General features: G+C 63.3%; 10 protein-coding genes and 1 tRNA gene. 8 read left to right on the top strand and 3 right to left on the bottom strand.

Annotation, left to right across the window (positions count from 1 at the left end; genetic code table 11):
• The first annotated feature begins 119 nt into the window (after positions 1 to 119).
• Positions 120 to 824: an HAD-IIB family hydrolase gene (locus ACSC1P_RS02915; protein WP_435358630.1), complete on the top strand. Its 705-nt coding sequence runs from the start codon at positions 120 to 122 to the stop codon at positions 822 to 824.
• A 77-nt stretch (positions 825 to 901) separates the two neighbouring features.
• On the opposite strand, the gene ACSC1P_RS02910 is transcribed toward ACSC1P_RS02915, so the two are convergent.
• Entirely contained in the window at positions 902 to 1,102 is a 201-nt protein-coding gene (locus ACSC1P_RS02910; protein ID WP_435358629.1) for a VNG_1110C family protein, read from the bottom strand.
• A gap of 125 nt (positions 1,103 to 1,227) precedes the next feature.
• Here ACSC1P_RS02910 and ACSC1P_RS02905 point away from each other — a divergent pair, with 125 nt between their 5' ends.
• The 5 genes from ACSC1P_RS02905 to ACSC1P_RS02885 all read left to right on the top strand — a co-directional run bounded on the left by ACSC1P_RS02905 (position 1,228) and on the right by ACSC1P_RS02885 (position 12,743).
• Positions 1,228 to 2,340 (top strand): OBG GTPase family GTP-binding protein, encoded by a 1,113-nt coding sequence (locus ACSC1P_RS02905; RefSeq protein ID WP_435358628.1) that lies wholly within the window; start codon positions 1,228 to 1,230, stop codon positions 2,338 to 2,340.
• Between the two features lie 207 nt (positions 2,341 to 2,547).
• Positions 2,548 to 5,676 carry a PGF-CTERM sorting domain-containing protein gene (locus tag ACSC1P_RS02900; RefSeq protein ID WP_435358627.1) on the top strand — a complete coding sequence of 1,043 codons (3,129 nt, stop codon included), beginning with the start codon at positions 2,548 to 2,550 and terminating at the stop codon, positions 5,674 to 5,676.
• 65 nt (positions 5,677 to 5,741) lie between these two features.
• Entirely contained in the window at positions 5,742 to 6,500 is a 759-nt protein-coding gene (locus tag ACSC1P_RS02895) for a VOC family protein (protein ID WP_435358626.1), read from the top strand.
• Positions 6,501 to 6,939: 439 nt separating this feature from the next.
• On the top strand, positions 6,940 to 9,357 hold the full coding sequence (locus ACSC1P_RS02890) for a DUF7827 domain-containing protein (RefSeq protein WP_435358625.1): 2,418 nt from the start codon (positions 6,940 to 6,942) through the stop codon (positions 9,355 to 9,357).
• A 674-nt stretch (positions 9,358 to 10,031) separates the two neighbouring features.
• Positions 10,032 to 12,743, top strand: coding sequence for a DUF7827 domain-containing protein (locus ACSC1P_RS02885; RefSeq protein ID WP_435358624.1), 2,712 nt, complete (start codon positions 10,032 to 10,034; stop codon positions 12,741 to 12,743).
• Positions 12,744 to 12,799: 56 nt separating this feature from the next.
• Here the strand turns inward: ACSC1P_RS02885 and dph5 are convergent, their stop codons facing one another.
• Entirely contained in the window at positions 12,800 to 13,597 is a 798-nt protein-coding gene (dph5, locus tag ACSC1P_RS02880; protein WP_435358623.1) for a diphthine synthase, read from the bottom strand.
• 426 nt (positions 13,598 to 14,023) lie between these two features.
• Here dph5 and ACSC1P_RS02875 point away from each other — a divergent pair, with 426 nt between their 5' ends.
• Entirely contained in the window at positions 14,024 to 15,007 is a 984-nt protein-coding gene (locus ACSC1P_RS02875) for a class I SAM-dependent methyltransferase (RefSeq protein WP_435358622.1), read from the top strand.
• A 98-nt stretch (positions 15,008 to 15,105) separates the two neighbouring features.
• Positions 15,106 to 15,180 (top strand) — tRNA-Thr (locus ACSC1P_RS02870).
• A 34-nt stretch (positions 15,181 to 15,214) separates the two neighbouring features.
• On the opposite strand, the gene ACSC1P_RS02865 is transcribed toward ACSC1P_RS02870, so the two are convergent.
• On the bottom strand, positions 15,215 to 15,523 hold the full coding sequence (locus tag ACSC1P_RS02865; protein ID WP_435358621.1) for a hypothetical protein: 309 nt from the start codon (positions 15,521 to 15,523) through the stop codon (positions 15,215 to 15,217).
• Positions 15,524 to 15,836 lie beyond the last annotated feature (313 nt).

The following is a 15,836-nucleotide window of genomic DNA, read 5'->3' as shown; positions in this document are numbered from 1 at the left end:
CGCGCGAGGCACGTTCGCAAGCGCGCGCCACATGGTCTGTCCTTTCGAGCATCGCTTCACCAAACACCCACAATCGACGAGGCGTGACTGCTTTATCCCGCCTCGCCCGATGATGGCACATGACCGACTCGGCCTGTCCCCCGCTCGTCCTCGACATCGATGGGACGCTCACGCGCCCGGACCACGGCATCGACCCGCGGGTGTTCGACCCCATCCGCGAGTGGCCCGCACCCGTCGTCATCGCGACGGGGAAGGCGTTCCCGTACCCCATCGCCCTCTGTCAGTTCATCGGTATCGACCAGTGCGTCATCGCGGAGAACGGCGGCGTCGCCTACGTCGACGACCAGATTCTCTTTCACGTCGGTGGCGAGGACGATGGACCAGGTCGGTCGGCCGCTTTCGATGCTGTCGACGCGTTCGTCGAATCGGGTGGCGTCCTCGGCTGGGGCGAGTCCGACCTGGTGAACCGCTGGCGCGAGACGGAAGTGGCCGTCCAACTCGACGCCGACGAGGAGTTGCTTCGCGGACTCGCCGACGAGTACGACGTCGAGGTCATCGACACGGGCTACGCCTTCCACGTGAAGGACGCCACGATATCGAAGGGACAGATGCTCGAACGTGTGGCCACGGTACTCGACTACGAGACCCACGAGTTCGTCGCGGTCGGCGACTCGGAGAACGACGTGTCCACGTTCGAAATCGTCGGCGAAAGCTACGCCACGGCGAACGCCGATGCGGCAGCGAAGGCGGCGGCCGATGTGGTCCTCGACGACGAACACGCGACGGGGACGTTGTCGGTACTCGACGAACTACGCCGTCGGTAAGCGGATAGAGCCGAAAGAATCGAAGAGAGTCAGTCGCAGCGAGTCGAAACGGGTCCGACCGAACTTCCGTCACCCGGTCAGGGCATCGAGATGCCGTGGCGGGCGAGGAAGTTGCTGGCGCGCTTTATCTCGACTGGACTACCGACGAGGCGATAGTGTGGACCTTCGTGCAAGATGGTCAGCATGAACTGCTCGTCGAGCGCGTCTCGCAACCCGTCCAGCGACTCGTCTGGCAACACGATCTGCGTGCTATCGCGGAGGACGGACGGGTTTGGCATTCCTCGTTCGTGTCGTCTTGGCCGTCAGGTATTAACGTGTCGAAGTATCAGTGGTACGGCCCGCGACTACTTCGCACGCGAGAGAGTGGACAGGTTTTTCGGTACCGACGGCGGAGAAGAGAACAATGGGGCTACAAGAGGACATCGAGTCAATCGAGGAGGAGATAGCCAACACGCCCTACAACAAGTCGACGGAGGCCCACATCGGCCGGCTGAAGTCGAAGCTCGCACAGAAAAAAGAGAAGTTCGAGAAGCAGCAGTCGGGTGGTGGCGGCGGGCACGGCTACGCCGTCGAGAAGCACGGTGACGCGTCGGTCGCCCTCGTCGGGTTCCCGAGTGTCGGAAAGTCGACACTCATCAACGCGATGACGAACGCCGACTCAGAGACCGGGGAGTACGAGTTCACGACGCTGACCGTGAATCCCGGGATGGTCGACATCAACGGTGCGCACATCCAGATGCTCGACGTGCCTGGGCTCATCGAAGGCGCGGCCGACGGCCGCGGTGGCGGGAAAGAAGTGCTCTCGGTCGTTCGCAGCGCCGACCTCCTCGTGTTCGTCCTCTCGGTGTTCGAGATAGAGCAGTACGACCGCCTCATGGACGAGCTGTACAACACCAAGGTGCGCGTCGACCAGACGAAACCGCGCGTGACCATCCGCAAGAAGATCAAAGACGGCATCAAGGTCACGTCGACGGTCGAGCAGGACATGGACGACGACACCATCAAACAGATCCTGCGCGAACACGGCTACGTCAACGCCGACATCAATCTCGGCGAGAAGCTGACCATCGACCGCCTCATCGACGGCATCATGGACAACCGAGTGTACACGCCCTCCATCGTCGCCGTCAACAAGGCAGACCTCATCGACCCCGACTACAAGTCCCACGTCGACGAGGAACTCAGAAAGCGCGACATCAATCCGGAGAAGGCGACGTTCATCTCCGCCGTCGAGGAGAAAGGCCTCGACGCGCTGAAAGAGCGCATCTGGAACCACCTCGGCCTCATCCGCGTCTACATGGACAAACCCAGTCGCGGCGTCGACTGGGAAGAACCGCTCGTCGTGAAAGAGGGGTCGACCATCGAGGAAGCACTCTCGAAACTCGGCGGCGACTTCGAGGAGCGATTCCGCTTCGCCAGAGTCCGCGGTCCGAGCGCGAAACACGACGGCCAGCAAGTCGGCGAGGACCACGTCCTGGAGGACGAGGACGTGCTGAAGCTGATTTTGCGAAAGTGACGGTGTGACGGTACAGGCGCGAAGCGGAATTCAGTTACTCACTGCCAGAGCCGTAGCACGGGCGTCGCATCGAGACATCTGTGGTCGCAGAACGTGGTGGCGCCAACCCACAACGTCGAGCGACTTTTTTCCACGGCAAGACGGCAACCAATCGAGACGTGAGTTCGAGCGAGGTATTTCCTTCCTGCTTATCAAAAGACGAACATCATGAACGGTACATCGCGAATGTCACTCTTCTTGACCGCACTATTGGTCGTCAGTGCGGCTGGAAGCGTGACCGGGACCTCGGTCTCTCGAACGACGGAACTCGACTCCGGTTCGAACGCCCCTTTGCCCGGAGAGACAGTCACGGTGTTGAACCTCTCCGTTTCTTCAGACGACGTGGTGGTCAACGATGGTGACGGCGTCTTGGATACGAGTGCTGGGAGTACCACGCTCGTCTTCTCTACCGACGCACGATTCGTCGACACCGATTCGAACGGGTACGATACGGGAGACGAAGTGTATCTCGACGACGACGGCGACGGATTCTACACTGCCGGAGCCGACAGCCTCGTTGCTGGCACCGCACCAGCAGAAGGAACGTCGGTGTCGACCGAAAACGGCTCGGACGCTGACTGGTCACTCGACAGTATCGACGACAGCGACGGTGACGCATGGAACGCAGGTACCGACTTCGTGGGACTCGACGACGACAGCGACGGGTCGTACACCGACCAGGCCGACACGGTCCTCGACGGAACTGCACCGGCCAACGCTGCAGCACTCTCGACGACGTCTGATAGTGACTGGCGTGACGGTCTGTCCGGGACCGCGACCGCCGGGGACGTCGAAGTCGTCGACGCCGTAGACGGTGACGCCTGGGACCCCTCGGCCGACACCATCTACATCGAGAACGGGTCGACCAACGGCTACCAGACCGCCGAGGATGCGCTTCTGGCCGGAGTCGAACCGAGCGATGGAACGAGTTCGACGGGGGCCGGTGGCACGGACGGTGACTGGACGACGGTCAACCTTTTCGACGCGGTGGATGGTGATGCGTACGACCCCGCAGTCGACAGTATAATAAATGATACGCACGCGGGCGCGACGTACTCTGCCGCAGCAGATAGCGCCGTCGCGGGAACCACCCCTGCCGATGGCACCAGTTACACGACGCTCGACGGCTTCGACGCGGACTGGTCGCTCGACAGTGTCGACGCGACCGATAGTGATTCCTGGGACAGCGGGGCGGACGCGCTCGTCCAAGACGTCGGTGACCGTGGCACGTATTCGGCGGGAGCGGACACCGTCGTCAACACGGGTACCGACGGGACGGTCGACGTACTCGATGGAGCCGCGAGTTCGAACAACGACCTCAACGAGTCCGCATACGGCGCGGTCGACGTCGACACGAGCGGTGACCTCTCCCGTGGCGACGAGGTGTATCTCGAAGGTGACGGTGGAACGGCCGGGTCCGAGGATTTCGGTGACGACCTCACTGCGGTCACCATCGAGAATACCGGCAACCTCACGTTCGACGCAGGGAACGTCTCGGATTCGGCACTCGTCGTCGACGGTTCGCAGGTGGCGACTGGTACCCTCTCCAGCGGCGTACTCGTCTTCGACCTGACCGGATCCCCGGTCGACGTGTCCGACGCGACCGTTACTGCTAACCTCACGCTGACGATGGCAGCATCGACTGGCTCCACCATCGACGCGAGCGTCTCCCCCGTCGCCGACGGTGGGACGGCTGGCGCGTTCGACAGCGGTGACCGAGGGCTGTATCTCGAACAAGACGCACCGGTCGGCGGCATCAGCAATGGCGCAGCCATCACTGTCGACGCACCGCAGGCAGTCTCCGTTGAGGCAATCAGTTACGCAGATCCAAGTGATGGTAACCGGTCGAAGGTAGAACTGGCGTTCAGCGAGGGCATCAACGCGACGAGTACCGCAACTGGAGATTTCACCGTGACCAACGAGAACGGTTCGACGAATACCGTGAGTGCGGTCGAAGATGACGACGGCGACGGTCGACTGGTGCTCGATATCGGTGCAACTCGCAGTGTCGACGTCGCATCCGTCTCGATTTCGTCCGGTGCCCTCCAGCGGACGAACGGGTTCGACGTCGGTGCGAAGAACGTCTCGGTCCAGACGACGTCGTCCACTGTCGCCGAGGCACTGGGTGGAGTCGACCAGAGCGACGGTGACGACATCGCTACTTATCAGGGCGAGACCATCGCCGTCTTGGCCGACAGCGAGAACGAATCCATCCGCGTGACCGAGGGTGGCTCGGCCATCGTGCAGGGAACGACCGGCACGGGTAGTCAGGTATCTGTGGTAGATACGAGCGCCGAATCGGTCGGAGCAGTCCTCCAGGTGCTGTTCGACGGGGACACCACCTTCGACGCTGACGCGTCGAACGACGGCGCGACCACGATGGGTGACGGGGACGGAACGGTCACGGTCCAGTCGCTGGGCCTGTCGGTGACTTCGGAGAACGACGTGAAGCCGGGTGATTCGTTCGACGTGACGGTCGAGGCAGCGTCCGGTAGCCGAGCCACGACGCTCGAACTTCAACAGGATGGTTCGGTCCTCGAAACCATCGATACTACTCTCGATGGAACTGGGAGTAAGACGGCGACACTCAGTGGCCAACCTGCCGGGACGTATGTCCTCGTGGCAACGGACAGAGACACTGGAATCCAGCAGACTGCATCGGTCTCCATCTCGAAACCGGACACTGGTGGGAGTGGCGGCGGTGTGGTCATCGCCGACGTCGACGCACCAGACTCCGTCGTTCGGGACGACCCCTTCACTGTGTCGGCGGTCGTCGAGAACCAAGGCGACTCGACGACGACGGAGACGCTCTCGTTCCGTCTCGACGGGACCACGCTTCGACAGCAGACCGTGACGCTCGACGGCGGCGAGCGTACGACCGTCTCGATGACTGGGTTGTCTACGGAGGAATCATCTGGCACCTACAGTGGAACTGTCTCTATCGAGGGATACACCACGTCGCTCTGGCTGACGGTCGAGACGGCAAGCGACCAGGAGTCGAGTCCTACTACGACGACTCCAGCATCCGACGACAACGATGCCGGTCAGACGGGCAGCACGGCCACGACGACCGTGGAAACGACTCCGTCGACGGTGACCACCACCAGCGCCGGGCAGTCGAGCGACGTGGAGGAGTCGACTGCGGATGCGACGCCCGGTCAGCCGGACACGGACGGCCCCAACAGCACCGAGGCGACCAACGCGGCGTCCGACGGGTCCACGCCTGGGTTCGGTGCCCCCGCGTTCCTCGTCGCACTCGTCGCTGTCTCGCTCCTCGCTCGGCGGCGGAGTGAGTAGGTCGACTGCCCACTCTCAGTTCCGCTTTCGGTATCACTTTTCCCGTCAAGGTCGTATCCCCTCGCATGTCGCTCACGCTCGACCACACCATGATGCGCGTCGAGGACCTCGACGCCTCGCTCGACTGGTACACCACACACCTCGGCTACGAGGAGAAGGGCCGCTGGGAGGCGGACACCTTCACGAACGTCTTCCTCGGTCCCGAAGACATGCACGAGGAAGGGGCCGTCCTCGAACTCACGTACAACCACGACGACCGGACCTACGACATGGGCGACGCGTGGGGCCACATCGCCGTGCGCGTCGAGGACGTGTACAAGGCCTACGACGAACTCATGGAACAGGGCGTCTCTGACTACCGCGACCCCGACTCCTGTGGCGGGTCGTACGCCTTCGTCAAAGACCCCGACGGCCACGAAGTCGAAATCGTCGAGCGCGACTACGGCGCGCGCTGGAGCCTCGACCACACCATGATTCGCGTCGAAGACGCCGAGGAGGCCATCGGCTGGTACACGCGCGCGATGGACTACGACCTCGTCCGACGCTCCGAGCTCGACACGTTCGCGCTCTACTTCATGAAGCCCGCCGACGCGCCGGAGGAGGCCATGACGATGGAGCTCACCTACAACTACGACGGCAGCACCTACGACATGGGCGACGCGTGGGGCCACGTCGCCGCGCGCGTCGACGACTTAGACGACGCATGGGAGACGCTCATGTCGCGTGACGCCGAGGACTACCGCGACCCCGAAAGCTGCGACGACAGGTACGCGTTCACCAAGGACTCCGACGGCCACGAGATAGAACTCGTCACGCGGGACTGAGTTGCGCGACACACTGGGGCACGAGTCTCACTGGGACCCCGGGCCAGTCACTCTGCTTTTGCGTGCACTCTCGATGGCCATCACAGGACAGTGTGACGCGGTCGAGGGTTTCGCGGCTGGGAGCGTCGAAACGACCGTGTAACGCACCATTATCGCCGATTCTGTCCTGATTCTGGGAGCCGTAACCCCGGATTCATTTAAGTACTTTGTGGAGGCGTCAGACGTTGGTTGGAAAATCGGGATATCCGGATTTTAGGGGCCTGAAGCCGTGTGAGAAGGGTTGTCAACAAACCAATTGACCACAAAGCATTTATAATAATGGTCCTTGGTTACTCGATGTACCCCTACCCATGGTGACAGTACTGAGTAGGGCCCCACGCCCCCCACAGGCGGTGGGAAGCAAAGGTACTGTTGCCGACGAAACGATTCAACACAAACCATGACAGGAAACAAAGACAAGGCACGCAGCATTCTGCTGGCGGCGCTGATGGTCACGTCCGTCTTCGCGGGCGTCATCGCGTTCTCCGGTGGGGCTGCAGCGGCCTCGGTTGCGCCCTCGGTTACTGGCGCTGTCGAGTACAACGATGGTGGGACGTCCACTATCGAAATCGCACTGAGTGAAGCATCGAACGCAAGTCTCGCTGGTGACATCACCATCGAGAAGAACGGTAACAACGTCACGGGCGACTACACTGTCGCTCAGGACGGTCAATCGGGAACGATTGTTCTCACCGCCTCTGGCGAGAACGTCAACCCGACCGACGACCTCACCGTCACCATCGACGAAGCTGACTACACGACCGGCACGTACACGCTGGGCGACGTCAGCCCGACCGTCACGAGCTACACGGTCACGGCCGGTAACTCTGGCCAGACCTTCTACGCTGGTGGCAAGGTCGCGTTCGTCGCGAACAACACTGACGAAGGTCTCGACGTCACGAAGGACGGTTCCGTTATCTTCAACGGTTCCACCGGAGCAAACAGTTCGCTCTACGTGTTCAACACGGCGAACCGTAACATCTCCTCCACGTACGGCTTCACGACGTACGAGAGTGGCAGCACGACTGACACGACCTTCGACCTGCGCGAGCTCACGCTCGACGCATCCGCCGACGACACCTCCATCAACACGGAGCAGTCGCTGACGGTCTCCGTCAGCGAGAACCGTGGTGGTGCACAGGTTCAGGGTGTTCTCGTCAACGAGAACGACGAAGCTGTCGCAACTCGGACCGTCACGCTCGACGGCTCCGGTGACGGCTCGCTCAACTTCGGTGCGCGCGCAGCCGGGAACTTCACCGTCGAAGTTACCGACGTGCAGACCGGCATGTCCCTGACGACCGAGACCATCGAAGTCTCCGAGGCCAGCGACGAGGAGACGTCCTTCGCACAGGACATCACCTCGTCCGACCGCGGTGACATCGCTGAGGTCACCATCGACCTGCAGGGCACGGACTCCGCGTTCGTGACTGTCGGTTCGGAAGACGCAGGCTACGTGGCCAACGGCACCGTCACTGACGTCGACGACGACGGTCAGGTCACGCTCATGATTAACACCTACCTTATGGGTAGCGGAACTGAAGCAGCTGGCGCATACGCCGCTGGCGACGACCAGGCATCCGGCTTCGAGAACCAGCCGATGTCCGACCTCGGTGACAACCTCATCGACTTCGGTCAGTACGAAATGTCCGTCGCACCCAGCGAGGGTGCCGACACGCAGGACGTTGCGACGCTCGACATTAACGAGCGCAGCACCAACGGCCTCAACGTCTGGACCGCTCCCGCGGGCGCAGACGCTGACGTCGAAAGTGCATCCGACGTGCAGGCAGCTGTCGACGCCGGCCTCATCACCGAGGACTCGTCGATTGCACTGAACAGTGACACTGACGCTGGCGACCTCCTCATCCACGAGCTCGACGCAAGTGGCCTCGAGGGCGTCATCGCCGCACAGAGCGGCGCTGACTCGACCGCCAAGTTCTTCAACCTCATCGCAGGCGACAACGCGTCGCTGATGGTCACGCAGGACAACCCCGGTCAGAACCAGCAGGCGAAGATGCTCCAGCTCGGCGCGGACAACACGACCGTCATCGCCGACGCTGACAACAGCACCTACTACCTCATCACGGACTCCTCGTCTGTTAACACGGACATCCGGTCCCTGATGAACACGGACGAGTACACCGCGACCTTCGTCGTCAACGGCTCCGACGACATGGACAAGCCGCTCGCTGCGGAAGACGAGGAAGTCACCGCTGGCTTCGAGTTCGTCAACCGTGAGGCATCCGTCGACACGGAGAACGACATGGTCAACGTCGCGGCCTCGGACAACCAGTCCGTCACCGGTTCGAGCTCGCTCGCAGCTGGCTCCGAACTGAACATCCGCGTCAACAGCGAAGACGCTGACAACCCGTTCCTCAAGACCGGCACCGCGACGGTGTCGGCTGACGGAACCTGGGAGGCCTCCATGGACTTCAGCGACGTCCCGGCTGGCACGAACTTCTCGATGACTGTCCGCGACACGCAGGACAGCAACACTCAGCTCGCATCCGCTGAGGGTCAGGTCGGCGAAGCCGACGAGGAGCCCGGTACGACCACGCCTGGAACGACCACGGCAGGTACGACTGAGGAGCCGACCTCGGAAGAGCCGACCACGGAAGAGCCGACGACTGAGCAGCCGACCACGGAAGAGCCGACCACGGAAGAGCCGACCACGGAAGGTCCCGGCGAGACCACGGAAGGCCCCGGCGAGACCACCGAGGAACCGTCTGACGACGGCTCCGGTCAGCCCGGCTTCGGCATCGGCATCGCTCTCGTCGCACTCGTTGGTGCGGCACTCCTCGCGGCCCGCCGCCAGGACTAAGCTAACTAACCGGAATCGTTCCGGTCCCTGATTTCCCATTTTTCTTCGGACGCTACATCACACAGCGGCAGCACTACGGCTGCGCAACAGCGTCGACGAGATCCGCTCGACTTGAGTGGGGATGCTGGTCACCAGAGACGCTTCCCCGGTGTGAGAACCGGATAGACACGACCGAGGCGTGAGAACGCGAGCGACGCAGGTCGGATAGGGTCACGTTTCCACAGGCAGTCTGGTCAGTGACCGACGCTCGAAACGGGAGCGTACCAGCAGCGTCGAAGGCGTAGCCACCGAAGCGAGCGGGCGAACTGTAACCGAATAGTCTGCTAGCGTGAACTATTTTCGACAAAACTTCGCAACAATCCTTCGGCGATGCGCTATCTGTGACAGGTCGACGACGGGCACGCGCATCCGTCAGCGGTCGACCATGCGCGTGAGGTCGGGTGTTCGTAACGACGGCACACCGTCTTCACTATTTTCGGTAACGCCGACGAGATTCGCGAATGAGACTGTTTCGAGTGTACAACGAAGTGCATCCATCGGCGGGTAATATGCCCTCTTCGCACATTCCACTACGATGTACCCCTACCCATGATGGCAGCACGATTCAGAGCCAGCGTCCCTCCATCGACGTCGGATGAGCGGCTCGAATCTATTACAGATACAAGACACAAATTATGACAGAAGAAAACTACAGAGTACGAAGCATCCTCTTGGCCTCGCTGATGGTCACGTCCGTCGTCGCGGGCGTCGTCGCGTTCTCCGGGAGTGCGACCGCGGAGTCGACAGATGTCACGCTCGCACAGGAGAGCGTCGAATCGGGAACGAGCGTCTCGGTCAACGCGACGGACGACGGAACCGACACGAACGGACAGGTCGCGAACGGCACGGTCTACGTCATCCTCGACGAGAACGGTGACGGGGTGTACGACGCCAACGACACCGTCCTCTCTGCCACCGGCACGGACGGCACGCAGACCGTCGGGAGCATCGACACGGCAGGGTTGGACGGCCAGTACGACGTGTACGCCGTCGAACTCGCCAGTGAACCGAGCGACGGGCAGGCACTCGCCGGAAATACGTCGGCGACGCTCACCGTGCAGGACTCCGAACCGGCGTTCGAGTCCGCCGTCGAGTACGACGGCAACATCGAGATCGCGATGTCCGAACCGGTGTTTAAGCCGAACAGCACCGCGCCGCTGGACGGCGAGGACATCACGGTGCTCGTCGACGGCGAGGAGGTCTCGGTCTCCAGTTACGGCGACTCGACGACGGGACGGCTCGTCCTCTCCGGACTGCCAGACATCGACCAGACCCAGGAGGTCACGGTCGACATCGGCGAAGTGAGTGACGCGTCCGGGAACACGGTCACGCCCGGGACGGTTTCGGCGACGGTCACGGGCGCAGTCGTGACGGCCGGGACGGCAGAAAGTCAAGTCCCATCGGGGACGGTCGTCGCGTTCGACGCGGGCGCGCCTGACGCGCCCATCACGGTCGAGCGTGGGTCCAGCCGCGTGTTCACCGGGACGACCGGTGTGAACAGTCACCTCTACGTCTGGGACTCCGCCGACGCGGCGGCCGACGAGACGTGGTGGCTCAACACCTCGTCGAGCGAGACGGCTATCAGTCTCTTCGAGAGCAACCTCTCGGTTTCGTCGGAAGACGTGACCGCGGAGGAATCGGTGACCGCGACGGTGACCGGTAATCAGGGCGGTCTGCAGGTCGAAGCAGAACTGCTCGATTCGAACAACGAGTCGGTCGCCAACACGACGACGACACTCTCCGGGGCGGGCGAAGCGACGCTCGACTTCGGACCGCAAGCACCCGGCAACTACTCTGTGACCGTCACGGCCCCAGACTCGGGCACGACCGCAGTCGCGAACCTCACCGTCGGTGACGTGCAGCCGGGTGAACTCGCATTACCCGAAGGCACGACCACGGACGAAGTCGGCGACGTCGCCGCGCTCAACGTCTCGATGACCGGGACGGACACGGGTATCGTCCACATCGGCAGTGCCGACACTGGCTACTCGGCCAACGTCTCCATCACCGACGGCGACGGTGACGGACAGGTTACGCTCCTCGTGAACACGTACACGATGGGTGGTGTCGCGTCGGGAACGACCTACTCGACGCTCGGGTCGGATAGCGTTACGGTCCTCGACGAGACCGAACTTCCGGACACCATCGAAGCGAGCGACTATCCGGTGACCGTCGGCGCGGGCGAGAACGCGACGGCCGAACCGCAGGACATCGGGACCCTGACGCTCCAGAGCCCAAGCACGGACGGACTGGCGGTCTGGACTGCACCACAGAGTCTGGGTGTCTCGTCTGCGGATGACGTTCGCGCAGCCCTCGACAGCGGTGCGCTCACGCAGGACACCAGCATCGCCACTGGCGACGTGCTGGTCCACGAACTCACCACGTCGGGACTCGAAGGCCGTCTCGCAGCCGCGGGCGGAGCGAGCCCCACCGAGCAGTTCTTCCAGGTCGTCGACGGTGAGAACGTCACGCTCGAAATCGCCCAGACGAACGCCAGCAGGAATCGAGACCCGAAGCGCATCACGCTCGACGCGAGCAACACGCAGGTCGTCGCCAACGCTGACAACAACTCGTACTACCTCGTCACGTCCACCGGTGCGCTGGGAGACGTGGCTGCTGGTGAAGAGTACGAGTCGAACTTCTACATCGGGAGCGCTTCCGATGCCGAAGGCGGACAGAACCAGTCTGCGTCGACTGCCTTCACCTTCGTCGAGCGAGAGATAACGTTCGAGACGAGTGAGGGAGACGGCGTCGCGGTGCAGGCAGCGGCCAACCAGACGCTTTCCGGGTCGAGCACGCTCGCACCCGGGTCGGAGATTCTCCTCCGCGTCGACAGCGAGGATCGGAGCGCGCCGTTCCGCAAGACCGCGTCCGCGACCGTCACCCAGAACGGCACGTGGGAGGCAGCCCTCGACTTCAGCGACGTCCCCGAGAACACGAACTTCTCGATGACTGCGCTGGACGACGAAGGCGGGCAGGCGACGGCCACGGGACAGGTCACCGGAAACGACACGGAGTCGCCGAACGGCACGACGACGACCACGCCGGGCACGACCACCGCCCCCAATGGCACGACGACGGCCACGACGACCGGAACGACCGGCACCGACACGGTCACCACGGCCCCCGGCGAGGGCGAAACTGACGGGACGGAAACGACCGAGGCCGGCGACGGACCGACCGACAACACGGAGCCCACCGAGGGTACCGGCGACACCGTCGGCGGCGGTGACGGCACTGGCACCAACGGGACGACCGACGGCACCGGCCAGCCAGGCTTCGGTGTCGCTGCTGCGCTCATCGCACTCGTCTGCGCTGCGCTCCTCGCCGGTCGGCGGCTGCACTGAGCGACGGTCTTCGGTTTCGGCCTTTTTTCGAGTGGTAGAGAGAGACCGACAGCTGGCTATTCGTCGACCAGGTCGGCAGGCGCACCGGCGAGGTCGCGCAGTGCGTCGGCTTCGATGAGGTGCAACGAACCGGGGATCACCAGCAGGTGCAGCGGGTCACCGAACTCGCGGTCGGCCAGCGCCGAGAGCGAGTCCGCGGCGACCAGCGGGTCGGGACTCCCGGCACGCGCGACGACGACGCCGAGCGTGTCGGGGTAGTACTCCGCGAGCAGGTTCGCCGCGTAGTCGGCCGTCATGTACTCCTCGTGGTCGGGGTCGTCGCCGTCTGGGCCGCGCCCGACCTTGATGTCCAGATAGACCACGGTGTGGAGGTCTGCCTCGCGGTTCGCGTCGATAGTGTCGCGCACGCTGACGGGCACGTCGTCGCCGCCGTGGGCGTATTCGAACGGAAGCGTCGTGGCCTTCCCGAAGCGGTAGTTCTGTAAACCGGTGAGCGAACTGGTCGCGGTCTGAGCCGTGACGCCGTGGAGGACACGCGTCTCGATGCCGCGGTCGTGGGCCCGCAGGCGCAGGTCGACGTGCGTCGTCGAAATCATCGTGTCGCCTGCGGTGAGGAAGGCCACGTCCTCGTCTTCGGCCGCGTCGAGGATGTCGCCAGGGTCCTGTTCGACGCCCGGGCGGTCGCGGACCTCGATGTCCGTGCCGTGGTACGCTTCGAGGTCGGCAACGTCGGCCCCGAGGAGTTTGCTGGTGTAGAACTCGGCGAACGCGCGGTCTGCCGCTTGCAGGGCGTCGGCCCCTTCGACGGTGATGGAGTGTTCGTCGTACAGGCCGAGTCCGATGAACGTGAGCATACGGGTGGTAGCGGGATTAGGGGCTATAACGTTTCGAGTCTGTTCGTGGTCGCTGTCGTTGATGGGGTGGCGCGTTCTGTCGTCGCCCGTGGTCGGTGCGTGAATTTTGCAGTCGATGGTTGGCCCGAGAATCAGTTCACTATCGCCGGCGGAAAATGACCGCACCTCCCGCCTCCCTCGGCCACACCCTCCCCATCCGATTCGCTCGACTGCGTCTCGCTCATCCCTCGCGCGCCTACACCTCGCGGTCTCGCGCGCTCACGGGTCGCTTCGCTCCCCGTTCGCATTGAGGCGACTACGTCGCCTCGCCGTGCGCTCGGAACGCTCGGCGGCGCGCGCGCCAGAGTGGACAGTACTTCATCGACGATCATCTTCGTACCACTCGAAAGCGTCAGTGTTAGGACGCCTGCACCGTTCGGACCGGGTATGAACGTCCCCTGCGTGCGAGTCGAGCGGTCGGCGGGTGAGGAGACGCGACAAGCACTCGCCGAGGCGGACTGTCTCTCGGAGGAGTTCGAGATTACCCACGAGGACGGCTGGCTGTACATTCCGGTGACGGACCCGGCCGGGGTCCCCGACGGTTTCGACGTGGTCGAGTTCGACGCCGACCAGCGGCGAACGCCAAAGACGCCTGCGGACATCCTCGGCTACGAACCGAGTCTGGAACGACTCGGCGATATCGTCATCATCGACGAAGACGACATGGACCGAGCGCGAGAAACCGCCGAAGCCGTGATGGCCTCGGACCTACCAGTCAAAACCGTGGTCGACCGCGCCTCGGAGGTCAAAGGCGAGTTGCGAATCCGCGACTGGACCGTCCTCGCCGGCGACGGGACCGAGACGGTCCACCGCGAGTACGGCACCGAGTTCGCACTGGACATCGCCGAAGTGTACTTCTCGCCGCGACTCGCCACGGAGCGCCATCGCGTCACCGAGCAGGTCGAAGCCGGCGAGCATTTCTTCGACATGTTCGCGGGCGTCGGCCCGTTCGCCATCCCGGCCGCGAAGCGCGGCGCGGCGGTCGTCGCCACCGACCTGAACGAACGCGCCGTCGAGTACTGCCGCGAGAACGCAGCGCGAAACGGGGTGGCCGACCGCGTGACCGCGATTCAGGGCGACGTGCGCGAACTCGCCGCAGACTACGAGGGCTGGGCCGACCGCGTCGTGATGAACCTGCCCCACAGCGCGAACGAGTTCGTCGACACCGCGGTCGCACTCGCCGGCGACGACTGTGTCCTCCACCTCTACGACATCCAGCACGAGGACGACGCCTTCGGACCGGGCGAACGAACCATCCGCGACGCCGCCGAACCCGAGTACGAGGTCAGCGTCGAGACCCGCCAGACCGTCCGGTCGTACGCCCCGCACGAGAACAACGTCTGCCTCGACGTTCGCCTGACCCGACGATGACGACCGAATCGATTCGCAACCCTTATTGTCGTCTTGGGGCTACGATGAAATGCGTTCGAGCGCACGACTGCGCGGCCGAACGCGATGCACGCAACCGCGCCGGTGTAGCTCAGACTGGCTAGAGCGATTCCTTCGTAAGGAATAGGTCGAGGGTTCAAATCCCCCCACCGGCTTACATTTTCTCCACACTGTTTCGTCGAGTACTGCTCAGTACGGCGTGTACCGCTCGAACCGTCGTGCAGCGAGGAACAATCCCGCGCGGCAGAGTTCGGTCAGGACCACTCCGGCCGCGACCGTCCGAGTGCTGACGGTGGTGAACAGGAGGTCACCGTTCTGGACTGTCCGCCAGTGCAATCGTGTTCGCTGTGCGAGAAACCAGACACCGAACAGCCACAACGTTGTCACTCCGATTGCGGCCTCGGCTGGGACACTAAGGGGTCCACTCGTCGAACGAACCCCGATTGCGAGGAACAGTCCCATCCCACCAAGCCAGATACCGAGACCGACGACGGCCATCGTCAGGTACTGTCGACGTACAGGATGGTTGCGTAGTCTTCGGACGGTTCGACGCGCGTTCGTCAGGCCGGTACGCCGAGCGTGACGGAACCACGCGGGTCAGAGAACGCCATCTCGCGCCGTTGCGACGAGCAGTGCGCCGGGGACAGGGCGAGCGAGATGGAACATGATTCACGTTCGAGAGGTTCGAACCTAACTGTTGGGGTGAGAGCCGTGTACTCGCTCGCCGATGCGTTCTCAGAACGAGATACTACTCGAAGCGATTTATGCCCCATCGGCAAGGTAACAGTGACGAGGGCCCAGACGATTTGGT

The organism is Haloarchaeobius caseinilyticus, assembly GCF_051207395.1.
In the GTDB taxonomy this organism is placed as follows: Archaea; Halobacteriota; Halobacteria; order Halobacteriales; family Natrialbaceae; genus Haloarchaeobius.
The sequence above is the reverse complement of the archived record's forward strand: the minus strand, read 5'-3'. Positions and strand labels throughout refer to the sequence as shown.